The sequence below is a fragment of the Streptomyces sp. NPDC001843 genome (assembly GCF_042891955.1).
Classification (GTDB): domain Bacteria; phylum Actinomycetota; class Actinomycetes; order Streptomycetales; family Streptomycetaceae; genus Streptomyces.
Map to the genome: position 1 here is coordinate 1 of NZ_JBIATQ010000010.1, position 26,315 is coordinate 26,315.

Consider the following 26,315-nt stretch of genomic DNA (forward strand, 5'->3'; position numbering starts at 1 on the left):
CCCCTGCTCCTGACCGGCATCGACGTCGGCGTGATCCGGCCCGACCTCGCCGAACGGCTCCTGCCACTCCGCCTGGAACGCCCCCGGGTCCGGCGCACCGAGGCGGAGCTGTGGTCCGACTTCGCAGAGGTGCTGCCCGTCATCCTCGGCTCACTCCTGGACCTGACCGTGCAGGTGCGCGCGGCTGAGGCGGACATCCCGACCGACCTGCGCATGGCCGACTTCGCGCACCTGTGCGCGCAGCTCGACGCGGCCACCGGCCTGGGAGCGCTCGCCGCCTACCGGGCCAGCCTGGACGACCTCAACGACGACGCCATCGAGGGCGACCTGCTGGCACAGACCGTGCTCAAGCACGCCGCCGACATCGACCCGGGCACCGAGCAGCGGATGACGTCAGCCGAATGGCTGCACTGCCTCACGAGCCTCTACACGGGCGAAGACTTCCGTCCCCTGCCCAAAGGATGGCCGACCACCGGCAAGGTGCTCTCAGACCGCCTCAAGCGCCTTCAACCCACCCTCGCCGCCCGGGGCGTACTCATCGACTGGGGACGCACCAACACATCCCGCTACATCGAGATCGCGCGACCGTCCGCCGCGCCGCCCTCGCCCGAGCAGGAAGCGGCCTTCTGACCGCGCGGCCCGCGACCACTCGCACAAGCAAGAGGAGCACCCGTCCCCGCGTGCTCCTCTTGCTGGTCGGCGGCGACGCCGCCCTGCGATGGACGCGCCGCGAAGCGGCTCCTTCTTCGCTCTCTGAGCCGCGCACCACAACAGACACCACCCCCTCTTTGTCCGAAGTAGAGAGACGCTGCGTCACCTGCGTCACCCGCACCCCGAAAACGGCCGGTGACCTGCCGGAAGACCGGTGACGCAGACAGCCGAATCCTGCGTCACCTGCGTCACCCGATGACGGGAGCCCGTCTCACCGGTGACGCACCCCCACCGTGCTGCGTCACCGCAAAACCGCAGGGTAGAGCGGCGAGTGACGCAGATGACGCAGGTGACGCAGAAATCCGCACCTCGGACAGACGCAGCCATGCCCTCCCTCTTGGAGTCCCTTTGGCGAAGCCGACCGATTCCGACCCCCGCGCCACTCTCCGAGGCGGCCTGCCGGACCGGTACCTCGACACCGACGACCTCGCGGTGATCTTCAAGGTTCCGAAGGAAACCGTCTACCAGTGGCGCAAGAAGCGCATCGGCCCGCCCGGCTTCCGCATCGGCAAGTACGTCCGCTACGACCCCGCCGACGTGCGCGCCTATGTCACCAGCCGCAAGAACACGGACGCCGCCGCCTAACCCCACACCGCCTCGAGGCCGGGAGAACGGCATGCACGCGCTCAGGCACTTCTGCGCGTCCGTTCTGCTGGACGCCGGGGAGAACATCAAGGCCCTGTCCGAGTACCTGGGACACCACGACCCGGCTTCACGCTCCGGACGTACACCCACCTGATGCCGAGCAGCGAGAAGCGCACGCGAGAGGCGGTGAACCGGGCGTTCGAGGACGGCCCGGACGCCGATGACGGCCCCACGACGGCCCCGGGGGACTGAGGGAGGGGTAAACGCGCAGGTCAAGCCGCAACCGGCGTCAGTAGCGCTGGTTGAGATACCCCAGCAACTCGTCGTGCAGCAGGCCGTTCGACGCGGCGGCGTTGCCGCTGTGCGGGCCCGGGCGGCCGTCGAGGCCGGTGAAGGTGCCGCCGGCCTCGGTGACGATGATCGCGTTGGCGGCCATGTCCCACAGGGACAGCTCGGGCTCGGCGCAGATGTCGACGGAGCCCTCGGCGACCATCATGTAGGGCCAGAAGTCGCCGTACGCGCGCGTGCGCCACACCTCGCGGGTGAGGTCGAGGAAGCCGTTCAGATGTCCCCGCTCCTCCCAGCCGCTGAGCGAGGAGTACGCGAAGGAGGCGTCGGAGATCTTCGAGACGCGAGAGACGTGCAGGCGGGTCGCGGAGGTCAGGTTGCGGCCGGTGAAGGCGCCATGGTCCTTCACCGCCCACCAGCGGCGGCCCAGGGCGGGTGCGGAGACCAGGCCGACGACGGGCTGGTAGCCGCCCTCCCCGGCCTCCATCAGGGAGATGAGGGTGGCCCAGACGGGGACACCGCGGACGTAGTTCTTGGTGCCGTCGATCGGGTCGATCACCCAGCGGCGGGGCCCGGTGCCCTCCATGCCGTACTCCTCGCCGAGGATGGCGTCCCGCGGGCGGGCGCGCTGGAGCTGGCCGCGGATGAGCTCCTCGGCGGCCTGGTCCGCCTCGCTCACCGGGGTCATGTCCGGCTTCGTCTCCACCTTGAGGTCGAGGGCCTTGAAGCGAGCCGTCGTCGCGGCGTCGGCCGCGTCCGCGAGGACGTGGGCGAGGCGGAGGTCGTCGAGGTAGTCGGGCATGTAGGCACGGTATCCGGGTGGGTCGGCACGGGGCTACCGGGGGAGGGTGTGCACCGAGGGAGGCGTGCGTTCCCGCAGCCGGAGGGCGGCACCGCAGGCACGCGCGCGGTCGGCCGAAGGCGCCCCCCGGTGCCCTCGTGAACCCTTGACAGTGCCTGTGTACGCGTCAAATCTGGGCGCAGTGCCGCTCGCCGAGGGAGGCGATGATGCCTGCAGCGCGGGAATCCCTGCTGGACGCCGCGTACACGGCGCTCGCGCGTCGGCCGTGGTCCGCCGTACGCATGGTGGACGTGGCCGCGGCGGCCGGGGTGTCCCGGCAGACGCTGTACAACGAGTTCGGGAGCAAGGAAGGGCTGGCCAGGGCGCTGGTGCGCAGAGAGGCCGACGGGTACCTGGCCGGGGTGGAGCGGACTCTCGCCGCGTACGCCGCCCCGGGGGACCGGCTCACCGCCACTGCCGAGTGGATGATGTCGGCCGCCCGGGAGAACGCGCTGGTGCGGGCCATGCTGACCGGCTGCTGGAGCGAGCGCCTGCCCGCGCCGGCGCTGTCGGCCGTGCCCTCCTCCTCCGCGGTACCGGCACAGCGCCGGGCGGACGGGCCGCTGCCCTCGCCCGGCGACTTCGTGCAACTCGTGCGGGACCGGGCGGTCGCGGCGCTGGCCGGCCCCGGTGCGGTCCCGGCGGACACCGCCGAACTGACCCGGTCCTGCGAGCTCGCGGTACGCCTCGCCCTGTCCTGCGTCGCGGCCCCGCCGGGGGAGGGCGGCGCTGCGGAGCTGGTGCGGGCCGTACTGCACCGGCAGCCGACGTGACGGGTCGTCAGGGATCGCGTGCGCGGGGCGCGGGCCCGCCGACCTCAGCGCCGCTGTGCAGGCCGTGGCTCACGACGGCTCAGGTCGCGTCGGCCCCAGTGGCCGCCTGCGCCTCCGCCCTGAGCTTCGCGGCCCGCTGCCTGGGGTCGTAGTCCGGGCCGACGCCCTCGATCAGCAGCAGGTCGCCCACGACGTGGTCGGTGCGCAGGCGGAGGATCTCCCGGTAGGCCGGGGAGCCGTACCAGGCGCGCGCCTCGGGCAGGCCGGGGAACTCGATCAGCACCATGCTTCCCTGCCAGTCGCCCTCCACCACCTCGGCGGGCGGGCCATGGATGACGAAACGCCCGTGGAACGGGTCGAGGGTGTCCTGGATGCGTTCCAAGTACGCGAGGACGTCGGGGTGATGACGACGATCGCGCAGATGCGCGAAGCCATAGGCGGTCACGGCACGCTCCTTCGCTCACTCGTTCACGCCCCCCGCGGGACGCGGCACCGAACGTAGCCACGACCCCCCGTGGCAGGCGATTACCTCCCGGGTAAGGGCGCGCGGAGCGTCGGCGACCGACGACAACGCCGCAGACGGGCGTGCCAAGCCCCGCGTCTGCGACATGGTCCGCCGGAATAGGCCCTAGTGCGCCGAGCCGGACAGCTGCAGCCCTATCACGCCCAGGATGACCAGGCTGATGGAGACGATCTTCAGGGTCGAGACCAGGTCGCCGAGGAAGACCATGCCGTAGATCGCGGTCCCCGCCGCGCCGATGCCGGTCCACACGGCGTAGGCGGGGCCCACGTCCAGTTTCCTCAGGGAGAGGGTGAGCAGGCCGAAGCTGCCGAGGGCGAAGCAGCAGAAGGCGATCGTGGGCCACAGCCGGGTGAAGCCGTGGGAGAGCTTGAGGCATACGGCGAAACCGGTCTCGAGCATTCCGGCCACGATGACCAGCAGCCACGCCATGCGCTGTCCTCCCGTAGGTCCGGCTCGGTGCGATTATGCACTTACCGGACTTAGGTTCCCCCAAACAACGCGGCGTCAGTCCCCTTCCGTCCGCTCACGCGTGGACAGCAGTCGGCGCAGGGAGTACAGCCGCGCCGGGTCGGCGTGTCCCTCGGCCACCCAGGCGTCCAGCGCGCAGTCCGGCTCGTCGTGACTGCACGCGCGCGGGCAGCCCTCCGTGCCGGGCTCCAGGTCCGGGAAGGCGTGGATGACCCGGGTCGGGTCGATGTGCGCAAGGCCGAAGGAGCGCACCCCCGGGGTGTCGATCACCCAGCCGCCCGACACCGCCAGGGGCAGGGCGAGGGCCGAGGTCGTGGTGTGGCGGCCGCGACCCGTCACCGCGTTCACATGTCCCGTCGTACGGCGGCGGTCCTCCGGGACGAGTGCGTTGACCAGCGTCGTCTTTCCGACACCGGAGTGCCCCACGAAGGCCGTGATCCGGCCGTCCAGCTGCTCCCGCACCCGGGCGGCCGCGCCGCCGTCCGCCAGTTCCTCTCGGCTGGTGACGACGTACGGGATGTCCAGGGCGCCGTACAGCTCCAGCAGCTTGTCGGGCGGGGCCAGGTCCGACTTGGTCATCACCAGCAGGGGCTCCAGACCGCCGTCGAAGGCGGCGACCAGGCAGCGGTCGATCAGGCGGGGACGCGGCTCGGGGTCGGCCAGGGCCGTGACGATCGCCAGCTGGTCGGCGTTGGCGACCACCACCCGTTCGTACGGGTCGTCGTCGTCCGCGGTGCGGCGCAGCACCGACGAGCGCTCCTCGATGCGCACGATCCGCGCCAGGGTGTCCTTCTTCCCGGACAGGTCACCGACCAGTGCCACCCGGTCGCCCACCACGGCGGCCTTGCGGCCCAGTTCCCGGGCCTTCATCGCCATCACCGCACGGCCGTCGACCAGGCAGGTCAGCCGGCCCCGGTCGACGGTGAGGACCATGCCCTCGGCCGCGTCCTCGTGCTTGGGCCGGATGTGCGTCCGGGGTCGGTTGCCCTTGCGGTTGGGGCGGGAGCGGATGTCGTCCTCGTCGGTGTGCTTGCCGTAGCGGCGCATAACGGTGAGTCCCCTACGCCCTGCCGCTGCCGAGCATCCCGGTCCACAGTTCGGGGAAGTCGGGCAGCGTCTTCGCCGTGGTCGCCACGTTCTCGATCCGCACACCGTCGACCACCAGGCCGATGATCGCACCGGCCGTCGCCATGCGGTGGTCCTCGTAGGTGTGGAAGACCCCGCCGTGCAGCGGACGCGGGCGGATGTGCAGGCCGTCGGCGGTCTCCGTGACGTCACCGCCCAGCTCGTTGATCTCCTTGGTGAGCGCGGCCAGCCGGTCCGTCTCGTGCAGGCGCAGGTGGGCCACACCGCGCAGCGTCGAGGGGGAGTCCGCGAGGGCGGCGACCGCGGCGATGCCCGGGGTCAGCTCGCCGACGTCGCCCAGGTCGACGTCGATGCCGTGGACCGAGCCCGAGCCGGTGAGGACCAGGCCGTACTCGGTCAGCTCGCAGGAACCGCCCATCTCGGTGAAGATCTCGCGCAGCCGGTCACCCGGTTGGGTCGTCCTGGCCGGCCAGTCCGGGATCAGCACCTTGCCGCCGGTGACCAGCGCCGCCGCCAGGAACGGCTGGGCGTTGGACAGGTCCGGCTCGATCGTCAGGTCGCGGCCCAGCAGCGCGCCCGGCGTGACCCGCCAGACGTTCGGCTCACCGCCCGACTCCGGGGTGTCCACCTGGGCGCCGACCGCGCGCAGCATGTCGACCGTCATCCGGATGTGCGGCATGGAGGGCAGCGTCGCGCCGGTGTGCCGGACCTCGACGCCCTGGTTGAACCGGGGCCCGGACAGCAGCAGCGCCGAGACGAACTGCGACGAGGACGAGGCGTCGATCGAGACCGGGCCGCCGTCCAGCGCGCCGCCGCCGTGCACGGTCAGCGGCAGCGCCCCCCGGCCGTCGTCGTCGATCCGGGCGCCGAGCACCCGCAGCGCGTCGATCACACCGTGCAGGGGACGCTCGTACGACCTCGGGTCGCCGTCGAACCGGATGGGGCCGTCGGCCAGTGCGGCGACCGGCGGCAGGAAGCGCATGACGGTGCCGGCGTTGCCGACGTCGACCGTGGCCGGTCCGTGCAGGCCCGTCGGGAGCACACGCCAGGCCTCGCCCGTGCCGTCCGGGCCGCCCCCGGGAGCCGAACTGGACGACACGGTCTCTTCGATCTCCACGCCCATCGCGCGCAGGGCGCCCGCCATCAGCAGTGTGTCGCGGGAGCGCAGCGGGCGGCGCAGCCAGCCGGGCTCGGAGGCGAGGGCGGCGAGCACGAGGGCGCGGTTGGTGACCGACTTGGACCCGGGCACGTGGACCGTCGCGTCGACGGCTCCGCTCGCGTGCGGGGCGGGCCAGAGGTCGGTGTGTACGGGGTTAGCGGCCATGGCCCCACTTTAGTGGCGGTCGGCGCCGCCGGTTTCGGCCAGGCGGCCCGGGCGCCCGCGACGGTCACACCTCGAGCAGCCACCGTCCCCCACCGATCAGCGCACTCAGCGACACCACGTGGAACAGGAACAGCCACAGGCCCGCCGGTACGTGCGTCAGTCGCGACAACTGGTCGGCGTCCGAGTCGCCCGCGCCGCCCCGGGACCGTTTGGCCTGCAGTTCGAAGGCCGGGCGGACCCCGCCGAACAGCAGGAACCACACCACCGCGTACGCGAACGCCGCCTGCACCTGGGGCCCGGCCAGCCAGGACACCAGCAGGAAGGCGCCCCCGGTGACGATCACGGTGAGTGCCCCGTACGCGTTGCGGATCATCACCAGCATCGCCACCAGCAGGGCGGTCGCCACCCACAGCAGCAGCGTGATGTGCCCGGCGGCCAGCAGGGCCGCGCCGCCCAGGCCCAGCAGCGGGGGAGCGGTGTAGCCCGCGGCGGCGGTGAGGATCATGCCGATGCCGTGCGGCTTGCCCCGGCTGAGGGTGAGCCCGCTGGTGTCGGAGTGCAGGCGTATGCCGGTGAGCTGCCGCCCGGTGAGCAGGGCGACGAGTCCGTGACCACCCTCGTGGGCGATCGTGATCGCGTTGCGGAAGACGCGCCACAGGGTGTGCGGGACCACCACCGCGAGCGCCGCGGCCAGGGTGGCGAGCACCACCCACAGATCAGGGTCGGGCTGGGTGCCCACGAGACGGTCCCAGACGTCGGGCAGCGCGGTGGCGGCGGTGCTCTGCATGTTCGGTGGTCGCTCCCTCTCCCGGAGTTGACAGGGGTCGGCGCGCAGCGCCGTCGATGGGGGGTGGTGGTCGGGTGACGGGTGGGCCTGGCAGTGTGGCACGTATGTGCGGACGGTGCCTGAGACGCCGACCTGACAGCGATCGTTCCTGACAGCGGAGGGCGCAGGTGACGGAGATCGAATCCGATCGTCCCACCGGCGTCCGCGAGAACGACACGTCCCACTTGGTCCGGACGGTGCAGGACTCTTTCCTTTTTCCTGAACCTCCAGTCGAATAGGGCCACTTGAAGCACACGCGTGTCGTGCGTCGCGAATGTCCCTGACCAGGACACCTCTGGCTGCAGCACACCGCGTCACGGAAGGACCCCCCACAAGTGACCAACGGATCCTGGACGCTCAAGGCGGCAGCTGTGACCGGTGCCGCCCCTGCCGCGGTGCCGGCCACGTTCTCGGCCTCCGCGGAGGCGCAGGCCGGCCAACGTTGATCGCCCCCCCGGCCCGGCACGGGACGGGGCTCCGGCCCAGGACACCCGCTCCCCGCGGCGCACTCGATACCGGCGAGTCACTTCCCCCGGCGAGAGATCGCCACGTCCGAGGAGACCCACATGCCCAACCCCCACATGAAGCGTCGCACGTTCGTCCTCGGTGCCACGGTCGCCATGGCAGTGGGCGCCCGCATACCGGCGGCCGCCGCGGCGACCTCCCCCACGACATCCGCCGGCGGGCCGACGCCGGTTCGGATCGTCGACGACAGGGCGACCCCCGCCACCCGCGCGCTGTTCGCCTACCTGCAGCGGCAGCAGGGAAGAGGCATCCTGTTCGGTCACCAGCACGACCTCACCTACGGCTTCACCTTCGCCACTCCCGACGGCAGGGCGTCCGACACCAGGGCGGCGGTGGGCGACTACCCCGCCGTCTTCGGCTGGGACACCCTCATCCTCGACGGCGACGAACGCCCCGGCGTCCAGGACGGAACCGAAGCAGGGAACATCGCAGCGCTCAGCCGGTGCATCCGGCAAGGGGACGCACGCGGTGGGATCAACACCCTCAGCGCCCACATGCCGAACTTCGTCACCGGCGGGGACTTCTACGACACAACGGGCCGGGTGGTCGGCCAGGTCCTTCCCGGGGGCGCGAAGCACGCGGACTTCAACGCCTTCCTCGATCGCATCGCCAAGGCGGTGAAGGGAGCGCGGCGACCGGACGGCACGGCGATCCCGGTCATCTTCCGCCCCTTCCACGAGAACAACGGAGCCTGGTTCTGGTGGGGCGCCGGCCACACCGGGGCGGCCGAGTACATCGAGCTCTACCGCTACACCGTCGAGTACCTGCGCGACACCAGGGGCGTCCACAACCTGCTCTACGCCTACTCGCCCAACTCGGTCTTCGCGGGCGACCCGACCGGCTACCTGAAGACCTACCCGGGTGACCGCTTCGTCGACATCCTCGGCTACGACTCCTACGACGAGAACGCCGGACCGACCGCCTGGCTGGACGGTCTGGTGAAGGATCTGGCGATGGTGGTCCGGCTGGCGAACGAGCGAGGCAAGGTTCCGGCCTTCACCGAGTTCGGGGAGAGCGGCACCGATGTCCGCAACCCGCAGTGGTTCACCCAGCTGTCGCGGGCACTCGAGGGGGACCCGCTGGCCCGCCGGATGACGTACATGCTCACCTGGGCCAACTTCGGAGGCACCAAGCGCGCTTATGTGCCGTACCCGGGCCACCCACTGCTGCCGGACTTCGTCAAGTTCCACCAGGATCCCTACACCCTGTTCGCCGCCGATCTCCGGGGGGTGTATTCCGCTCGCACCACGGCTGTCGGCAACGCCCCCTTCATGCACCTCGTGACCCCGGCGGACCGGCAGCGTGTGACCACCTCGAAGGCCACCGTCCGGGTGCGTGTCACGCCCGCGAGGGCGAGCCGGGTCACCTACTCCGTGAACGGCGGACGCGCCAGACCGCTGTGCCTCGACGCCGACGGCTTCTACTCGGGCGACTGGTCGATCGACCCGGCCTCGCCGGCCGACCGCTCGGTGACCCTCACCGTGAGCGCGCGGATCGACGGCAGGACGCTCACCGACTCGGCCCTGGTCCTCCTCGGCGAGGCCGCGCCCCTGCCCGCCGGATGGGTCGACGACTTCGAGGGGTACGCCGGAGACGACACCGCCCTGAGCGAGGCGTACACCCACGTCAATTCCCACACCCTCACCCTGTCGGCCGACCACAGGTCCTCGGGCTCCTACGGACTGGCCTACGCGTACGACTTCACCGGCGCCGAGTACACCGGTGCGGGCAAGCCGGTCGACGCGGACTGGTCCGCCTTCACGTCCCTGGCGCTGTGGTTGCAGGGCGACGGTTCCGCGAACGGCGGAGCGCTCCAGATCACCGCCGGCGGAATCGACTACTGGTACCAGGTCCCGCTGTCCGACATGAACGGGCAGGAGGTCAGGGCGCCCTTCAGCGATTTCGCCCCCGCTCCCTGGGACACCGCGCACACTGGGGCCGTGCTCGACGCGGCTCATCTCGCCAAGGTGACGTCGTTCAGTCTCTACCTCGTCCATGGCAGCGGCGCCGCGACCAAGGGCGTCGTGTACGTGGACGACATCAGGGCCGAATGAGGCTGTTCCGCACGGTCAAGTGTGAGTCGTCCCTCCCACCTGCACCGGCTCGTCGAACAGCAGCGGCGATCCGGACGGCCACCGCCCGGGGACGGTCTGCCACTCTTGGACGTGTCCCGGTGGCTGGGGCACGAGAGAGCACCAGCGTCGTCGCAGGTAGGAGGGGGCGTTTCAGATGTGCGGACGGTATGCGGCGAGTCGTAGGCCCGAGGATCTCGCGGGAATCTTTGAGATCGAGAAGTGGGAGTCCGAGGAGGTCCTGGAACCGGACTACAACGTGGCCCCGACCAAGGAGGTCCACGTGGTCCTGGACCGTCCTCTGAAGGACGCGGACGACCGGCGCCCGGTCCGCCAGCTGCGCAGGCTGAAGTGGGGCCTGGTCCCCTCCTGGGCCAAGTCGCCCGAGGGCGGCGCGCGGATGATCAACGCGCGCGCGGAGACCGTGCACGAGAAGCCCTCCTACCGCCGCGCCTTCGCCGCCCGGCGCTGCATCGTGCCCGCCGACGGCTACTACGAGTGGGTCACCGCCGCGCAGGAGCGGGACCTGGAAGTCGAGGGGAAGAAGAAGCGCCCGCGCAAACAGCCGTACTTCGTGCTGCCCGCCGACGGGTCGGTCTTCGCCATGGCCGGGCTGTACGAGTTCTGGCGGGACGGCACCCTGCCCGACGACCATCCGCGGGCCTGGTGGGCGACGTGCTCGGTGATCACCACGGAGGCGGAGACGACGCCGCTGGCCGTGGCTCCGGCCGAGGGGCCGCGGTCACTGGCCGACATCCACCCCCGGATGCCGCTGATGCTCACGCCGGACCGCTGGGACGCCTGGCTGGATCCGTCCCGCACGGATGTCGACGCGCTGCGTGGGCTGCTGGCGCCGCCCCCCGCGGGCCTGATGCGCGCCTACCCCGTCTCGACCGCCGTCAGCAACGTGCGCAACAACGGCGCGGAGCTGCTCAAGGAGCTCGAGGGGCCTGAGGAGGGCACACTCTTCTGATGTGACGGACGAGACGAAGGTGGCCGGCGGCACCGGCGAGATCATCGGTACGGAGGCGGGAGACGCCCGCATCACCTGGCATCCGGCGAAGCGGGCCAGGCTCGTGCTGGCCGTCAGCCACGGTGCCGGAGGCGGCATCGAGGCCCGTGACCTCCAGGCGCTCGCCCGGGTCCTGCCCGGCCACGGAGTGACCGTCGCGCTCGTCGAGCAGCCCTGGCGGGTGGCGGGCAGGAAGGTGGCGCCCGCGCCGAAGACGCTGGACGTGGGGTGGCGCGGGGTGTGGCCCGCGCTCGCCAAGCCGGGGCTGCCGGTGGTCTCCGGCGGGCGGAGCGCCGGGGCGCGCGTCGCGTGCCGTACGGCGGGCGAACTCGGCGCGCACGCCGTCCTCGCGCTGAGCTTCCCGCTGCACCCGCCGGGCCGGCCCGAGAAGTCCCGGGCCGAGGAGCTGCTGGGCGCCGGGGTGCCCACGCTCGTCGTGCAGGGCGGCAACGATCCGTTCGGGAAGCCGGAGGAGTTCCCCGACGGGACGGACATCGTCGAGGTGCCGTACGGCGATCACGGCTTCGCCGTGCCCATGGGGGTCCCCCCGCGCGAGCGAAGCCGAGCGTGGGGGAGGGCCGAGATCGGTCAGGAGCGCGCACTCGAGATCATCACCGACGCGGTGGCCGAGTGGAGCTCGTCACTCGGCTGACCGCCGGGAATGCCGGACCTTCCCTCGCTGTTGTGGCCGACAGAAGTGCTGAAGTACCAGCACGGATGTCGTAGGAGAGGAAGTCCGCCGCATGGGTTCGACCTACTGCCCGAGCCGCAGCAGCCGCGCCGACCTGGAGTGGACAGTGCTGCACGCGGCAAAGGCCGCTCCTATTCGAGCGGCGGCAGGCACCGGTCGTCGTCTATCCTCCGAATCGAGTGGGTCCGCTTTCGGCCCCACGCACGATCTTGAGGAGGTGGGTCCGGTCACTGGGACGGACGCAGGGACCGACAACGGCCAGGCGGAACTGCCCGAGGGCCGGGGCGACGGCGCGGAGTCGACCGCGGAGCGCAGCGCGCGCTTCGAACGGGACGCGCTCGAATTCCTCGACCAGATGTACTCGGCGGCCCTGCGCATGACGCGCAACCCGGCCGACGCCGAGGACCTGGTGCAGGAGACGTACGCCAAGGCGTACGCGTCCTTCCACCAGTTCCGCGAGGGCACCAACCTCAAGGCCTGGCTGTACCGGATCCTCACCAACACCTTCATCAACTCCTACCGCAAGAAGCAGCGCGAGCCCCAGCGCAGCGCCGCGGAGGAGATCGAGGACTGGCAGCTCGCCCGTGCCGAGTCGCACATGTCGACCGGTCTGCGCTCCGCCGAGTCGCAGGCGCTCGACCACCTGCCGGACTCGGACGTGAAGGAAGCGCTGCAGGCGATCCCCGAGGAATTCCGCATCGCCGTCTACCTCGCGGACGTAGAGGGCTTTGCGTACAAGGAGATCGCGGACATCATGGGGACACCCATCGGTACGGTGATGTCCCGGCTGCACCGGGGTCGCCGCCAACTGCGCGGCATGCTCGAGGACTACGCCCGCGATCGTGGGCTGGTTCCGGCCGGCGCCGGGGAGTCGAACGAAGCGAAAGGCTCGGGCTCATGAGCTGCGGAGAGCCGCACGAGACTGACTGCAGTGAGGTACTCGAACACCTGTATGAGTTCCTCGACAGTGAGATGCCGGACGTCGATCGCGACAAGTTCCAGCAGCACTTCAAGGAGTGCTCGCCCTGCCTGGAGAAGTACGGGCTCGAACAGGCCGTGAAGAAGCTGGTCAAGCGCTGCTGCGGGCACGACGACGTGCCGACCGACCTGCGCGCCAAGGTCATGGGCCGGATCGAGCTGATCCGCTCCGGGCAGGCGGTGCCCGAGCACGACGTGACGGCCGCACCGGCCACCGGACAGGAATCCTGAACCGCTCCTGACCCTCGGCACCCTGGGTACCCCTCGGTCGTCACCCGAACGTGCTAATCCCCGGGTCATGAACCCTCGTACCCCCCGACAACCGCCCTAGGCTCCAGAAGCCTGGAAGGGCGTCGGGGGAGGGGTCGAGGGGTCATGGAGGCGGTTCCCGCACGGACACGCGGCTACGTGGCCTGTGTCACCCTGCTCGCGCTGCTCTGTCTGCGGCCGCTGCCCTCACTCCCCACCCCCTGGGCTGCCCTCGCGCTGCTCGCCATGGTGTACGCCGCCTGCGAGCAGGCCGTCCGGCGCCGTTTCGCGGGCGCGTTCCACCCCGTCTACCCCGTCCTGCTCGCCGGGGCGTTCCTGCTGCCCCCGCCCGCCGCCGCGCTAGTACCGCTGCCGGGCGCGCTGCTGGCCCGAGTGGAGCAGCGGCCGGGGACCGTGCGGCGGATCTGGCGGGCCGCGCGACTGACGCTCGGCGTGTGGGGTGCGGCCTGGGTGCACTGGGCGCTGGGCGGCGGCGACGCGGTGGCGGCCTCGGACTTCCCGTACGCCCTGCTGCCCGCCGTGGCCGCCGTCCCGGTGTTCTGCCTGGTGCTGGCGGCGCTCGACGGCGGGATGCTCGCCGTGGCCGAGCGCTTGCCGGCGCGTCGGGCCTGGCGGGGGCTGCTGGCACGGTCCCTGGCACCGCTCGGGGTGCACGGGCTGGCCGGGCTGATGATGGCCGTGCTGTGGCGCAGCCCGTACGGGCCGGTCGCCGCGCTGCTCGTGCTGCTGCCGATGTACGTCTCCTGGTGGGTGTTCGCCCAGTACCACCGCGAACGCGCCGCGCACCAGGCCACCATCCGCGCGCTGGTGCAGGCCGTCGACATCAAGGACGGCTACACGCGCGGGCACAGCGAGCGCGTCGGACAGGCCTCCGTGCTGATCGCCCGCGAGCTGGGCATGGCCGACGAGCGCGTCGAGGTGCTGCGCTTCGCCGGGATCCTGCACGACGTCGGCAAACTCGGCGTGCCCACGCGCCTGCTCCGCAAGGACGGACCGCTCACCCCGGAGGAGCGGCGGATCATCGAGCTGCACCCGGAGTACGGCCACGAGATGGTGCGCGGCATCTCCTTCCTCGGCGAGGCGCGCGCGGCGATCCTGCACCACCACGAGCGCATGGACGGCAGCGGATACCCCTACGGGCTGGTGGGCGGCCAGATCCCGGAGTGCGCCCGGGTCGTCGCCGTCGCGGACGCCTTCGACGCGATGACCTCCACCCGGTCCTACAGCAGGGCCCGTCCGGTCCCCGCCGCCGTGCAGGAGCTTCAGCGGTGTGCGGGCACGCAGTTCGACCCCCGGATGGTCACCGCGCTGGTCCGGGCCCTGGGACGGCACGGCTGGCACCCCGCCGTCACCGCCGACGAACCGGAGTGCGCCACGGCACCGCCAGGCCCCGTCGACGGCCGGACCGGAGCGCGGCGATGACCGCGTTGCGCCTCATCCACGCCTCGGCCGCCCTCGTCGCCGCCGTCTCCCTCGCCGACACCCTCTGGACGGGCCTCGACGAACGCGGCGGCGCCCTCGCCTTCGGCGTCCTCGTCACGGTCGGCGAACTCAGCCGCTGGACCGGCGCCCAGGTGCGGGAGGCCGCCCCCCTCGGCGCCGCCGGTGCGCTGGCGTACGCCCTGCTCGGGGAGGACGCCGGACACGCCACCCGGCACGACGCGCCCCAGGTCGTCGCCGTCGTCCTCGCCGCCTCCCTGCTGGGCAGCGTGCCGCACGTCTGGTGCGGGCGGACCCCGACCCTCGACCACCTGGCCCGCCGCGTCCTCACCGTCGGCTTCGCCGCCGTCTGCTTCCAACCCCTTTACCGCCGGGGCGTGTTCGAGAGCTGGGGCGGGCCGGCCTACGCACTGCTGCTGATCGCGCTGCTCTCGCTCACCGCGCTGTGCGACGCCGTGCTGGCCGCCGCGCTGGCGCACTCCCGCAGCCGGTGGCCGTTCGGCCCGCTCCTCAGGGACGAGCTGCGGGGACTCGTCGGCATCGGGTCCGCCGTGTGCGCGACCGGGGCGGTGATCGCCCTCGGGGTCGCCGTCGCGGGCCTGTGGGCGCTGCCCGTCTTCTGCCTGCCCCTGCTGCTCACCCAGCAGTCGCTGCGGCGGTACGCGGCCGTGCGCGCCACCTACCGGCAGACCATCGCCTCGCTCGCCCGGGCCACCGAGATAGCCGGCTACACACCGGCCGGGCACGCCCACCGGGTCGCCGCGCTCAGCCGGGCCGTCGGCCGCGACCTGGGGCTGACCCGGCCCGAGCTGACCGTGCTGGAGTACGCGGCGCTCATGCACGACATCGGCCAACTCAGCCTCGTCGACCCGGTGCCGGCCGGGGCCACCGCCGAGCTGCCCGCCGAGGAGCAGCGGCGCATCGCCCTGCTCGGCGGGGCCGTCGTACGGCAGACCGGGGTGGACGCGGCGGTCGCCGTGGTCGTGGAACGGCAGGCCGACCCCTGTCCGGAGCAGCCGCTCGCCGCGCGGATCGTCCGGGCCGTCAACGCCTACGAGGAGAAGGCGCGCGACGCCGGGCCCGGCGGCCAGCTGCAGGCGCTGGAGGAGCTGCGGCTCGGCACGGCCGGGGAGTACGCGCCCGAGGTCGTCGAGTCGCTCGCGCGCGTGCTCCGCAATCGAGGAGGCGGCGCGTCTGACCCTGCCGCGGGCTGGGTAACCCATGGGTAATGAGCGCCCGTCCCTGCGTACGTGGTTGGATGCGAGGGAGAGGGTGTCCGGGGGCAGCGGCCAGCCCACTGCGCGGAACTGGAACTGGCAGGCGGGAATCGTGAGGATCTTCGGCAAGGGACGGCACCGGCCCTCCGCCTCCTGGCGGCAGGCCACCGACCGGGCGTTCACGCTGATCGGGGACGGCCGGTACGAGGACGCGGGCGAGCTGCTGACGCGCGCCGCCGATCTGGAGCCCTGGCTGTCGGAGTCCTGGTTCAACCTCGCCCTGCTGCACAAGTTCCGGCACGACTGGGAGCAGGCCCGGGCGGCCGGCCTCAGGGCGGTGGCGCTGCTCGAGAAGGAGACCGGGGCGCCCGACTGGTGGAACGTGGGCATCGCCGCCACCGCCCTGCAGGACTGGCCGTTGGCCCGGCGGGCCTGGCAGGCCTACGGCCTCAAGGTGCCCGGTGGCACCTCACGGCCGAAGTCCGGGTCAGGGGCCGGTGCCGGGGAGCCGCTCGGGATGGACCTGGGCAGTGCGGCCGTAAGGCTGTCGCCGGAGGGCGAGGCCGAGGTCGTGTGGGGGCGCAGGCTCGATCCGGCGCGGATCGAGGTGCTGTCCATTCCGCTTCCCTCGTCCGGACGGCGCTGGGGCGAGGTCGTGCTCCACGACGGGGTGCCGCACGGTGAGCGGACCACGGTCGCCGGGCACGCCTACCCCGTCTTCGACGAGATCGAGTTGTGGGCGCCCTCGCCCGTGCCCACCTGGGTGGTCCTGCTGGAGGCCGCCACCGAGGCCGACCGGGACGCCCTGGAGCAGCTCGCCGCCGACGCCGGCTTCGCGGCGGAGGACTGGTCCTCGTCCGTGCGGCTGCTGTGCCGGATGTGCTCGGAGTCCCGGATGCCCTCCGACGAGGGCGACGGCATCCACCTCGATCCGCACGACCACAGCGAGCCGGGGCACCCCGGTCCGCTGGGCCACCGTACGGACGGGCAGCTGTGGGTGCCGGAACGTGAGTGTGGCGTCGCCGCGCCCGCCTCGCTGGTGAGGGGGCTGCTGGACGGCTGGGTGGCGGACAGCCCGGACTCCCGGGACTGGCGGGATCTGGAAGAGGTCTGCTGAGCGTTCGGCATACCCTGTATCAGCACCACACCTCTGTTTCGACCCCGGTGGGTTCGACCCCGGTTTTTGCAAGGAAGGCGTACGTCGGTCATGGCGCAGCAGGACACCGATCAGCAGCACGCGGGCGTGCTCCCCGTCGACGAGGAGGGCTTCGTCGTCGACACGGAGGACTGCGAGGAGCGCGAGACCGCCTGGCGTGAGCGCGGCACCTCGCGGCCGATCACGGTCGTCGGCAACCCGGTGCTGCACAAGGAGTGCAAGGACGTCACCGAGTTCGGCGAGGAGCTCGAGCAGCTGGTCGCGGACATGTTCGCCAGCCAGCGCACCGCCGAGGGCGTGGGCCTGGCCGCCAACCAGATCGGCGTCGATCGGAAGGTCTTCGTCTACGACTGCCAGGACGACGAGGGCGTGCGGCACGTCGGCGTGGTGTGCAACCCGAAGCTGGTGGACCTGCCGGCCGACCGGCGCCGCCTGGACGACAGCAACGAGGGCTGCCTGTCCGTCCCCACGGCCTACGCGCCGCTGGCGCGGCCCGACTACGCCGAGGTGACCGGGCAGGACGAGAAGGGCAACCCGATCAAGGTGCGCGGCACCGGCTACTTCGCACGCTGTTTGCAGCACGAGACCGATCACCTGTACGGCTACCTCTACATCGATCGTCTGTCCAAGCGGGAACGGAAGGACGCCCTGCGGCAGATGGCGGAGAACGAGCCACGCTATCCCGTGGTCGCCAACGACTGAGACCGCGGTCCGGACGTACGGGAACCGTACGAGAGCAGCGACGACGCCCGGTCGGGATCTTCCCGACCGGGCGTCGTTCGTTTGTTCGTCGCAAGATTTCCGGCATCTTTGGGTGGTGAGTGGAGTAAATCCGTTCCCAGACCGGTCAGTTGTGGTGCTGAATGGAAGTGCGGGGATACGCAACGGCGCACGCCCGGTATCGCCGGAGGGGCGTGCGTTCCTGGCGGCTGAGAGGGGCTTGTTCGTGCATGCTTTCCCACACAGCACCACATCGACACCGACGGCGCTCGCGGTTCCACCCTCGCTCGCCCTTCCGGTGATCGAGGACGCGTTTACCCGGCATCTGCACCCGTATTGGCCAAAGCTTCAGGAGAAGACCCGCCTGTGGCTGCTGGAAAAACGGCTCATGCCGGCCGACAAGGTGACGGAATATGCCGATGGACTTTGCTACACCGACCTCATGGCGGGGTACTACCTCGGTGCTCCCGACGAGGTGCTCCAGGCCATAGCCGACTACAGCGCATGGTTCTTCGTCTGGGACGACCGCCACGACCGTGACATCGTCCACGGCCGCGCGGGCGCCTGGCGGCGGCTCAGGTCCCAGCTGCACACGGCCCTCGACCTTCCCGGGCACCACCTGCGCCACCGGGACCCCGTGGTGGCAGGGTTCGCGGACAGTGTGCTGCGGCTGTACTCGTTCCTGCCGAGCACCTGGAACGGACGGTTCGCCCGGCACTTCCACGCGGTGATCGAGGCGTACGACCGGGAGTTCCGCAACCGCACCGAGGCCCGCATCCCCCGGGTCGAGGAGTACCTCGCCCTGCGGCGCCTGACGTTCGCCCACTGGATATGGACGGACCTGCTGGAACCCAGCGCGGGACGCGAACTCCCGGACGCCGTCAGGAAACACCCGGCATACCGTCGCCCGGCCCTGCTGAGTCAGGAATTCGCCGCGTGGTACAACGACCTCTGCTCGCTGCCGAAGGAAATCGCGGGCGACGAGGTCCACAACCTCGGAATCAGCCTGATCACCCATCAGGGAATGACCCTGGAAGAAGCAGTAAGGGAAATCAGGCGGCGCGTCGAGGAATGTGTCACCGAATTCCTGGCGGCGGAGCGGATCGGCTTACGGTTCGCCGACGACCTCGACGACGGCACCCTGCGCGGAAAGGAACTCGGCGGCACCGTACGCGCCTGCCTCGGCAATATGCGGAACTGGTTCGCCTCCGTCTACTGGTTCCACCACGAGTCCGGGCGGTACAGGGTCGACAGCTGGGACGACCGGTCCACCCCCCCGTACGTCGACAACGAAACGGCAGGTGAGAAATGACCGTCGAATCCGTACGCCCCGCGGACCCCGAGGCGTCCGAACCGAGCGAACCGCCCCTCGCCGGGGGCGCCGTCCCGATGCTCGGCCACGGCTGGAAGCTGGTCCGAGATCCGCTGGCCTTCATGGCCCGACTACGCGACCACGGCGACGTCGTGCGCCTGAAACTGGGCCCCAAGACGGTGTACGCCGTCACCACACCCGAACTCACCGGCGCGCTGGCGCTCAGCACCGACTACATCATCGCCGGGCCGCTGTGGGAGTCCCTGGAAGGGCTGCTCGGCCACGAGGGCGTGGCCACCGCCAACGGCTCCCTGCACCGCCGTCAGCGGCGCACCGTCCAGCCCGCCTTCCGGCTCGACGCCATCCCCGCGTACGGGCCGGTCATGGAGGAGGAGGCACACGCGCTCACCGAGCGCTGGCGGCCCGGTGAGACCCTCGACTGCACCTCGGAGGCATTCCGTGTCGCCGTGCGCGTCGCGGCCCGCTGCCTGCTGCACGGCGAGTACATGGACGAGCGGGCCGAGCGGCTGTGCACCGCCCTCGCCACCGTCTTCCGCGGCATGTACCGCCGGATGGTCGTCCCGCTCGGCCCGCTCTACCGGCTGCCGCTGCCGGCCAACCGGGAATTCAACCGGGCGCTGGCCGATTTGCATCTGCTGGTCGACGAGATCATCGCCGAACGCCGGGCATCCGGTCGAAAGCCGGACGATTTGCTGACGGCATTGCTGGAGGCGAAGGACGAAAACGGCGACCCCATCGGAGAACAGGAGATCCACGACCAGGTGGTCGCGATACTCACCCCCGGCAGCGAAACAGTCGCCTCCACGATCATGTGGCTCCTCCAGATCCTCGCCACACACCCGGAACAAGCCGCCAGGGTCCGCGCCGAGGTCGAATCCGTGACCGGCGGTCGACCGGTTGGATTCGAGGACGTGCGCGGGCTGACCCACACGAACAATCTCGTCGTCGAAACGATGCGTTTGCGCCCCGCCGTATGGATATTGACACGGCGCGCGGTGACCGAGACCGAGCTCGGCGGCTTTTCGATTCCGGCCGGGGCGGACATCGTCTACAGCCCGTACGCGATCCAGCGCGACGCGCGTTCGTACCCGGACCACCTCGAGTTCGACCCCGACCGCTGGCTGCCGGACCGCGCCAAGGACGTGCCGAAGTACGCGATGAGCCCGTTCGGCGTCGGCAACCGCAAGTGCCCCAGCGACCACTTCTCCATGGCCCAGCTGACCCTGATCACGGCCGCCGTGTCGGCGAAGTACCGCTTCGAGCAGGTGAGTGGGTCGAACGACGCCACGCGGGTGGGCATCACGCTCCGCCCGAACCGGCTGCTGGTGCGACCCGTGCCCTGGTGACCGGGTGAGACGCCGCCACCGGCGGCGTCTCACGGACTACCGGCCGCCCGGGCGGCTCAGAAGTCCTCGTCCAGGTCGACGGTGCCCTCCACCGCCACCTGGTACGCCGACGGACGCCGCTCGAAGAAGTTGGTCAGCTCCTGGACACCCTGGAGCTCCATGAAGGAGAAGGGGTTCTCCGAGCCGTACACCGGGGCGAAGCCGAGGCGCGTCAGACGCTGGTCGGCGACGCACTCCAGGTACTGCCGCATCGAGTCGGTGTTCATGCCCGGGAGGCCGTCACCGCACAGGTCGCGTGCGAACTGCAGCTCGGCCTCGACGGCCTCCCGCAGCATGTCGGTGACCTGCTGCTGGAGCTCGTCGTCGAAGAGGTCCGGCTCCTCCTTGCGCACGGTGTCCACGACGTCGAACGCGAACGACATGTGCATCGTCTCGTCGCGGAACACCCAGTTGGTGCCGGTCGCCAGACCGTGCAGCAGACCCCGGCTGCGGAACCAGTAGACGTACGCGAAGGCGCCGTAGAAGAACAGGCCCTCGATGCACGCGGCGAAGCAGATGAGGTTCAGCAGGAAGCGACGGCGGTCCGCCCTGGACTCCAGACGCTCCAGCTTCTCGACCTCGTTGATCCACTTGAAGCAGAACCCGGCCTTCTCGCGGATGGAGGGGATGTTCTCCACGGCCGCGAAGGCGGCGGCGCGGTCCTCCGGATCGGGCAGGTAGGTGTCCAGCAGGGTCAGATAGAACTGGACGTGCACGGCCTCCTCGAACAGCTGCCGGCTCAGGTAGAGCCGCGCCTCGGGGGAGTTGATGTGCTTGTAGAGGGTCAGCACGAGGTTGTTCGCGACGATCGAGTCGCCGGTGGCGAAGAACGCGACCAGCCGGCCGATCAGGTGCTGCTCCGCCGGAGTCAGCTTCGCGAGGTCGGCGACGTCCGAGTGGAGGTCGACCTCCTCGACGGTCCAGGTGTTCTTGATGGCGTCGCGGTAGCGCTCGTAGAAGTCCGGGTAGCGCATGGGACGCAGGGTCAGTTCGAAGCCCGGGTCGAGCAGGTTCTGGGGTGTCATAGCAGTCGGCGCGGAGCGCCGCCCTCCAGGGGTGGTGGTCGGGTGACGGGCGGGCATTACTGGCAGGCCTCGCAGGACTCGGGGTTCTCAAGGGAGCAGGCGACCGCGTCGGGGTCGGCGGCCTGCTGGACGGGGATCGGCTTCTGGGACTGCGCCTGGCCCTGGGCGGCGCGGGCGATCCGGGTCGCCGGGCGGGAACGCAGGTAGTACGTCGTCTTCAGACCCTGCTTCCAGGCGTACGCGTACATCGAGGAGAGCTTGCCAATGGTCGGCGTCTCCAGGAACAGGTTCAGCGACTGGGCCTGGTCCAGGAACGGGGTGCGCGCGGCGGCCATGTCGATCAGGCCGCGCTGCGGGATCTCCCAGGCCGTGCGGTACAGCGCCCGTACGTCGGCCGGGATCCAGGCGAAGTCCTGCACCGAGCCGTTCGAGTCGCGCAGCGCCTCACGGGTCCGGGCGTCCCACACGCCGAGCTCCTTGAGATCCTTCACCAGGTACGAGTTGACCTGCAGGAACTCACCGGACAGCGTCTCGCGCTTGAACAGGTTGGAGACCTGCGGCTCGATGCACTCGTACGCTCCGGCGATCGAGGCGATGGTGGCGGTGGGGGCGATGGCCAGCAGCAGCGAGTTGCGCATGCCGGTCGTCGCGATCCGCTCGCGCAGCGCGGCCCAGCGCTCCGGCCAGGCGAACTCGACGCCGTAGTGGTCCGGGTGCAGCACACCGCGGGCCGTACGGGTCTTCTCCCAGGCCGGCAGCGGCCCGCCCCGCTCGGCGAGGTCGGCGGAGGCCTCGTAGGCGGCGAGCATGATGCGCTCGGCGACACGGGTGGACAGTTGCCTCGCCTCGGGGGAGTCGAAGGGCAGCCGCAGCTTGAAGAACACGTCCTGCAGGCCCATCACGCCGAGGCCGACCGGGCGCCACTTGGCGTTGGAGCGGCCCGCCTGCTCGGTCGGGTAGAAGTTGATGTCGACGACGCGGTCCAGGAAGGTGACGGCGGTGCGGACCGTCTCGTCCAGGCGCTCCCAGGCGATGTCGCCGATCGCCGTGTCGACGAAGGCGCCGAGGTTCACCGAGCCCAGGTTGCAGACCGCGGTCTCCCCGTCGTCGGTGACCTCCAGGATCTCCGTGCAGAGGTTGGAGGAGTGCACGACGTGGCCCGGCTCGGCCGTCTGGTTGGCAGTGCGGTTGGCGGCGTCCTTGAAGGTCATCCAGCCGTTGCCGGTCTGTGCGAGGGTGCGCATCATTCGGCCGTACAGGTCGCGGGCCGCGACGGTCTTCCTGGCCAGGCCCTCCGCCTCGGCCTTGCGGTAGGCGGCGTCGAACTCCTCGCCCCACAGGTCCACCAGCTCCGGCACGTCCACCGGGGAGAACAGCGACCACTGCTCGTCGGCGTTGACCCGGCGCATGAACTCGTCCGGGACCCAGTGCGCGAGGTTGAGGTTGTGCGTGCGGCGGGCGTCCTCGCCGGTGTTGTCGCGCAGCTCCAGGAACTCCTCGATGTCGGAGTGCCAGGTCTCCAGGTAGACCGCCGCGGCGCCCTTGCGCCGACCGCCCTGGTTCACCGCGGCGACCGAGGCGTCCAGGGTCTTCAGGAACGGCACGATGCCGTTGGAGTGCCCGTTGGTGCCCCGGATCAGCGAACCGCGGGAGCGGATGCGGGAGTACGACAGCCCGATGCCGCCGGCGTGCTTGGACAGCCGGGCGACCTGGTGGTAGCGGTCGTAGATGGAGTCCAGCTCGTCCTTGGGGGAGTCCAGGAGGTAGCAGGACGACATCTGGGGGTGCCGGGTGCCGGAGTTGAAGAGGGTGGGGGAGGAGGGCAGGTAGTCGAGGCGGCTCATCAGACCGTAGAGCGCGGCGACTTCGTCGACGGAGCGGGAGGTGTCGTCCTCGGCGAGACCGGCGGCGACGCGCAGCATGAAGTGCTGGGGCGTCTCGACGACCTTCCGGGTGTGGGGGTGCCGCAGCAGGTACCGGCTGTGCAGGGTGCGCAGACCGAAGTAACCGAAGCGGTCGTCGGCGCCGGTGTCGACCAGCGCGTCCAGCCGCTCGGCGTGCAGGCGTACGAACTCGGCGGTGCGGTCGGCGATGAGGCCCTCGCGGTGGCCCACGGCGACGGACCCGGTGAAGGACGTGACGCCCTGCGAGGCCGCTTCGGCGCGGATGGTGAGGGTGAGCAGCCGGGCGGCCAGCCTCGAGTAGGCCGGGTCCTCGGAGATCAGGCCGGCGGCCGCCTCCGTGGCCAGCTCGCGCAACTCCGCCTCGTCGGCCCGCGCCGACCGGCCGCGCAGCGCGGCGGCGGCCACCCGGCCGGGGTCGGCGTCGGGCAGGTCAGCGGTCAGCTCGGTCAGGGTCCGCAGCAACGCGGCACCGGGACCGTCCGACTCCACCGGGTCGGCCTCGGTCGCCGGGGTGGCTGAAGCCGGGTCGGCTGGCGCGATGGTCACGTGGGGCACTCCCTCGCTCGGCAGGGGGCCTGGCGGAGGGCAGGGGGCAGCACGAGCGCACGCGGCGTCGCGTCCACCGGCCCACTCCACGAGGCCCGGACGTCAGGGCACCCGGCCGGACGGCCGGGCACGCTGTCGGCAGGTCCTCGGACTGACTCTCGTCACCCGTATGCGGGCATACGGGTGCGAGTACACCGTTGCGGGACAGTTCCGGATTCGCACCGGATTCCCCTGCGGCGACAGCGAGCATGAGCATACATCTAGTGCCGGGTCGCGGTGTCACCCCCAGATGTTGTGTCGGGCTGGTTTCAGAGCGTCAGTTGGTAGGTGAGGAGAGTGACGTCGTCCAGATGCGGCACGGGGTTCCAGTCCCGCTCCGGTGTGCGGACGAAGCCCAGGCGTTCGTAGAGCCGGTGGGCGGTGTGCATGGAGCGCTGGCTCGACAGGACGATGGAGGCGCAGCCCTCCGTGGCACGGGCACGGTCGACGCGGGCTCTGACGAGGGTTTCACCGACGCCTCGGCCGCGGGCGCCGTGGTCGACGGCCGGCGCGCGGATCTCGGCCTCTCCGGGGCCGGCTATGTCGGCCCCGGGTCCGCCGTCGGGAAGAAGGTGACGCCTCCGAGCAGCTCGCGCGCAGTGTGCCCGACGGGTACGGCAACGGGCCGCCGGGTTTCCTCGGCGGCCCGTCCGTCGCGTACGGCTCAGTGCGCGCTGCCGGCCGTGGCCGGGGGCAGTTCCACCTGGACGCCCGGGTCGCCCGCGTCCGCCGTGTAGTCCTGCGGCTTGGTCTCGTCGACGCCCTCGGGGGCCTTCACCGCCTTCAGTACGAAGGTCAGGACCACGGTCACGACGACGTTGAGGACGAACGCCGTCAGGCCGATGTAACCGATCTCCCCGATGCCCGGGATCTCCTTGGCGTTGCCGCCGAAGTGCGCCTGCGTCGGCGAGGAGATGCCGTACGCGGCGAGCGTGCCGTACACCATGCCGACCGCCCAGCCCGCGAGCAGCGCCCAGCGGTGGAACCAGCGGGTGAACAGGCCGCCGACCAGGGCGGGGAAGGTCTGCAGTATCCAGATGCCGCCGAGCAGCTGGAAGTTGATCGCGACGGTCTTGTCCATGGTGAGGACGAAGACCAGCGCGCCGACCTTCACCAGCAGCGACACGAACTTGGAGACCTGCGCCTCCTGCTTCGGCGTGGCGTCCGGCTTGATGAAGTCCTTGTAGATGTTGCGGGTGAAGAGGTTGGCGGCCGCGATCGACATGATCGCCGCCGGCACCAGCGCACCGATGCCGATCGCCGCGAAGGCCACACCGGCGAACCAGTCCGGGAACATGTCCTCGAAGAGCTGCGGAATGGCCAGCTGGCCGTTGGTGACCTTCACCCCGGCGGCGATCGCCATGAAGCCCAGCAGTGCCAGCAGGCCCAGCATCAGCGAGTACAGCGGCAGGATCGTGGTGTTGCGGCGGATGACCTCACGGCTGCGCGAGGACAGCGTCGCGGTGATCGAGTGCGGGTACATGAACAGCGCCAGCGCGGAGCCCAGCGCCAGCGTGGCGTACGTCCACTGGCCCGCCTCCGCGGGCACGAGCGCGCCGCGCGGCTTCCCGGTCGCCGGGTTGACCTGGCTGAACGCGTCGCCCGCCTTGGCGAAGACGTCGTCGAACCCGCCCAGCTTGATCGGGATGTAGATGATCGCGACGGCGATGACGATGTAGATCAGCGCGTCCTTGACGAACGCGATCAGCGCGGGCGCCCTCAGTCCCGAGGAGTACGTGTACGCGGCCAGCACACCGAAGGCGATCAGCAGCGGCAGGTCCTTCACGAACCAGTTGGTGTTCTCCCCGCCGCCGACCCCCATCACGTCCAGCACGGCCTGGATGCCGACCAGCTGCAGCGCGATGTACGGCATCGTCGCCAGGATGCCGGTCAGCGCCACCGCCAGCGACAGCCCCTTCGAGCCGAAGCGGCCGCGCACGAAGTCCGAGGTGGTCACATAGCCGTGCTTGTGCGAGACCGACCACAGGCGGGGCAGGAACGTGAAGATCAACGGGTAGACGAGGATGGTGTACGGCACCGCGAAGAAACCCGCCGCGCCCGCCGCGTAGATCGCCGCCGGCACCGCGACGAAGGTGTACGCCGTGTACAGGTCACCACCGAGCAGGAACCAGGTGATCCAGGTGCCGAACGACCGGCCGCCCAGGCCCCATTCGTCGAGACTGTGCTCGTCGTCGGCCCTGCGCCAGCGCGCGGCCAGGAAGCCCATGACCGTCACGGCCAGGAAGAAGAAGATGAACACGCCGAGCGCGACGCCGTTCACGCCGTCCTTCATTCCGCCGTACCCCCCTTCGCATCCTGGCGGGCGCGCTGGTCACGCCGCCACAACTGGTGAGCGGTCATGGTCAGCACGGTGGAGATCAGCACCCAGAGCATCTGGTACCAGTAGAAGAACGGGATGCCGATGAACGCGGGGTCCGCCTTGGTATAGGAGCCGACCCACAGCAACGCCACGAAGGGCGCGATCAGGCAGACGGCGATGACGGCGCGCAGGGGCGTCACCACCGCCGGTCTTGTCGTATCCGGTGCGTTGGACATCTCTGTCGGCTCCGTCCCCTC

Annotated in this window: 23 protein-coding genes, 3 pseudogenes and 1 riboswitch; of the genes and pseudogenes, 15 read left to right on the forward strand and 11 right to left on the reverse strand. The window is 70.8% G+C overall.

What is annotated here, in order from left to right:
- The 3 genes and pseudogenes from ACFYZQ_RS24395 to ACFYZQ_RS24405 all read left to right on the forward strand — a co-directional run.
- A pseudogene (locus tag ACFYZQ_RS24395) lies at window positions 1–630 on the forward strand (ATP-binding protein); the annotation flags it as partial.
- A 429-nt stretch (window positions 631–1,059) separates the two neighbouring features.
- Window positions 1,060–1,296, forward strand: coding sequence for a helix-turn-helix domain-containing protein (locus tag ACFYZQ_RS24400; protein WP_389151399.1), 237 nt, complete (start codon window positions 1,060–1,062; stop codon window positions 1,294–1,296).
- A gap of 7 nt (window positions 1,297–1,303) precedes the next feature.
- Window positions 1,304–1,548, forward strand: a pseudogene (locus ACFYZQ_RS24405) (tyrosine-type recombinase/integrase); the annotation flags it as partial.
- 37 nt (window positions 1,549–1,585) lie between these two features.
- On the opposite strand, the gene hisN reads toward ACFYZQ_RS24405, so the two are convergent.
- Window positions 1,586–2,386, reverse strand: coding sequence for a histidinol-phosphatase (gene hisN / locus ACFYZQ_RS24410; protein WP_389151402.1), 801 nt, complete (start codon window positions 2,384–2,386; stop codon window positions 1,586–1,588).
- 206 nt (window positions 2,387–2,592) lie between these two features.
- Between hisN and ACFYZQ_RS24415 the strand changes: the two genes are divergently transcribed.
- Window positions 2,593–3,198: a TetR/AcrR family transcriptional regulator gene (locus ACFYZQ_RS24415; RefSeq protein WP_389152225.1), complete on the forward strand. Its 606-nt coding sequence runs from the start codon at window positions 2,593–2,595 to the stop codon at window positions 3,196–3,198.
- A gap of 79 nt (window positions 3,199–3,277) precedes the next feature.
- Here ACFYZQ_RS24415 and ACFYZQ_RS24420 read toward each other — a convergent pair whose 3' ends face one another.
- From ACFYZQ_RS24420 to ACFYZQ_RS24440, 5 genes are all read right to left on the reverse strand, one after another.
- Window positions 3,278–3,643: a DUF1330 domain-containing protein gene (locus tag ACFYZQ_RS24420; protein WP_389151405.1), complete on the reverse strand. Its 366-nt coding sequence runs from the start codon at window positions 3,641–3,643 to the stop codon at window positions 3,278–3,280.
- Between the two features lie 183 nt (window positions 3,644–3,826).
- The gene (locus ACFYZQ_RS24425) at window positions 3,827–4,150 is read right to left on the reverse strand and encodes a DMT family transporter (protein ID WP_388804751.1); all 324 of its coding nucleotides are present in this window, start codon (window positions 4,148–4,150) and stop codon (window positions 3,827–3,829) included.
- A gap of 75 nt (window positions 4,151–4,225) precedes the next feature.
- Window positions 4,226–5,236 (reverse strand): ribosome small subunit-dependent GTPase A, encoded by a 1,011-nt coding sequence (gene rsgA, locus ACFYZQ_RS24430; RefSeq protein WP_389151408.1) that lies wholly within the window; start codon window positions 5,234–5,236, stop codon window positions 4,226–4,228.
- A 13-nt stretch (window positions 5,237–5,249) separates the two neighbouring features.
- Complete coding sequence (gene aroA, locus ACFYZQ_RS24435; protein ID WP_389151411.1) at window positions 5,250–6,599, reverse strand: 3-phosphoshikimate 1-carboxyvinyltransferase; 1,350 nt, start codon at window positions 6,597–6,599, stop codon at window positions 5,250–5,252.
- A gap of 64 nt (window positions 6,600–6,663) precedes the next feature.
- On the reverse strand, window positions 6,664–7,386 hold the full coding sequence (locus ACFYZQ_RS24440; RefSeq protein WP_389151414.1) for a M50 family metallopeptidase: 723 nt from the start codon (window positions 7,384–7,386) through the stop codon (window positions 6,664–6,666).
- A 605-nt stretch (window positions 7,387–7,991) separates the two neighbouring features.
- On the opposite strand from ACFYZQ_RS24440, the gene ACFYZQ_RS24445 reads away from it, so the two are divergent.
- The 11 genes from ACFYZQ_RS24445 (at window position 7,992) to ACFYZQ_RS24495 (ending at window position 20,185) form a co-directional block, all read left to right on the forward strand.
- Window positions 7,992–10,004, forward strand: coding sequence for a glycosyl hydrolase (locus ACFYZQ_RS24445; protein ID WP_389151417.1), 2,013 nt, complete (start codon window positions 7,992–7,994; stop codon window positions 10,002–10,004).
- Between the two features lie 175 nt (window positions 10,005–10,179).
- A complete protein-coding gene (locus ACFYZQ_RS24450) occupies window positions 10,180–10,995 on the forward strand; it encodes an SOS response-associated peptidase (RefSeq protein WP_389151420.1) in 816 nt (271 codons plus the stop codon).
- Window position 10,996: 1 nt separating this feature from the next.
- A complete protein-coding gene (locus tag ACFYZQ_RS24455; RefSeq protein ID WP_389151423.1) occupies window positions 10,997–11,686 on the forward strand; it encodes an alpha/beta family hydrolase in 690 nt (229 codons plus the stop codon).
- A 256-nt stretch (window positions 11,687–11,942) separates the two neighbouring features.
- Window positions 11,943–12,626: an RNA polymerase sigma factor SigR gene (sigR, locus tag ACFYZQ_RS24460; protein WP_388804723.1), complete on the forward strand. Its 684-nt coding sequence runs from the start codon at window positions 11,943–11,945 to the stop codon at window positions 12,624–12,626.
- Window positions 12,623–12,934: a mycothiol system anti-sigma-R factor gene (gene rsrA, locus ACFYZQ_RS24465; RefSeq protein ID WP_389151426.1), complete on the forward strand. Its 312-nt coding sequence runs from the start codon at window positions 12,623–12,625 to the stop codon at window positions 12,932–12,934. The genes sigR and rsrA overlap by 4 nt, the downstream gene beginning before the upstream one ends.
- 144 nt (window positions 12,935–13,078) lie before the next feature.
- On the forward strand, window positions 13,079–14,395 hold the full coding sequence (locus ACFYZQ_RS24470; RefSeq protein WP_389151429.1) for an HD-GYP domain-containing protein: 1,317 nt from the start codon (window positions 13,079–13,081) through the stop codon (window positions 14,393–14,395).
- Window positions 14,392–15,642: an HD-GYP domain-containing protein gene (locus tag ACFYZQ_RS24475; RefSeq protein ID WP_389151432.1), complete on the forward strand. Its 1,251-nt coding sequence runs from the start codon at window positions 14,392–14,394 to the stop codon at window positions 15,640–15,642. The genes ACFYZQ_RS24470 and ACFYZQ_RS24475 overlap by 4 nt, the downstream gene beginning before the upstream one ends.
- A 100-nt stretch (window positions 15,643–15,742) precedes the next feature.
- Window positions 15,743–16,747, forward strand: a complete 1,005-nt coding sequence (locus tag ACFYZQ_RS24480) for a tetratricopeptide repeat protein (protein ID WP_389151435.1) — start codon at window positions 15,743–15,745, stop codon at window positions 16,745–16,747.
- 90 nt (window positions 16,748–16,837) lie between these two features.
- Window positions 16,838–17,488, forward strand: a complete 651-nt coding sequence (def, locus tag ACFYZQ_RS24485) for a peptide deformylase (RefSeq protein WP_389151438.1) — start codon at window positions 16,838–16,840, stop codon at window positions 17,486–17,488.
- A gap of 244 nt (window positions 17,489–17,732) precedes the next feature.
- Entirely contained in the window at window positions 17,733–18,818 is a 1,086-nt protein-coding gene (gene cyc1, locus ACFYZQ_RS24490) for an epi-isozizaene synthase (RefSeq protein WP_389151441.1), read from the forward strand.
- Complete coding sequence (locus tag ACFYZQ_RS24495) at window positions 18,815–20,185, forward strand: cytochrome P450 (protein WP_389151444.1); 1,371 nt, start codon at window positions 18,815–18,817, stop codon at window positions 20,183–20,185. The genes cyc1 and ACFYZQ_RS24495 overlap by 4 nt, the downstream gene beginning before the upstream one ends.
- Before the next feature lie 56 nt (window positions 20,186–20,241).
- Here ACFYZQ_RS24495 and ACFYZQ_RS24500 read toward each other — a convergent pair whose 3' ends face one another.
- The 5 genes and pseudogenes from ACFYZQ_RS24500 to ACFYZQ_RS24520 all read right to left on the reverse strand — a co-directional run bounded on the left by ACFYZQ_RS24500 (window position 20,242) and on the right by ACFYZQ_RS24520 (window position 26,294).
- Window positions 20,242–21,249: a ribonucleotide-diphosphate reductase subunit beta gene (locus ACFYZQ_RS24500; protein WP_389151447.1), complete on the reverse strand. Its 1,008-nt coding sequence runs from the start codon at window positions 21,247–21,249 to the stop codon at window positions 20,242–20,244.
- 56 nt (window positions 21,250–21,305) lie between these two features.
- On the reverse strand, window positions 21,306–23,699 hold the full coding sequence (locus ACFYZQ_RS24505) for a ribonucleoside-diphosphate reductase subunit alpha (RefSeq protein ID WP_389151450.1): 2,394 nt from the start codon (window positions 23,697–23,699) through the stop codon (window positions 21,306–21,308).
- A gap of 141 nt (window positions 23,700–23,840) precedes the next feature.
- Window positions 23,841–23,930: riboswitch (cobalamin riboswitch) on the reverse strand.
- A 77-nt stretch (window positions 23,931–24,007) separates the two neighbouring features.
- A pseudogene (locus tag ACFYZQ_RS24510) lies at window positions 24,008–24,327 on the reverse strand (GNAT family N-acetyltransferase); the annotation flags it as partial.
- Between the two features lie 75 nt (window positions 24,328–24,402).
- Window positions 24,403–26,031 (reverse strand): monocarboxylate uptake permease MctP, encoded by a 1,629-nt coding sequence (gene mctP, locus ACFYZQ_RS24515; protein ID WP_389151453.1) that lies wholly within the window; start codon window positions 26,029–26,031, stop codon window positions 24,403–24,405.
- The gene (locus ACFYZQ_RS24520; protein WP_389151456.1) at window positions 26,028–26,294 is read right to left on the reverse strand and encodes a DUF3311 domain-containing protein; all 267 of its coding nucleotides are present in this window, start codon (window positions 26,292–26,294) and stop codon (window positions 26,028–26,030) included. Before ACFYZQ_RS24520 ends, mctP begins: the two co-directional genes overlap by 4 nt.
- Between the last annotated feature and the right edge of the window lie 21 nt (window positions 26,295–26,315).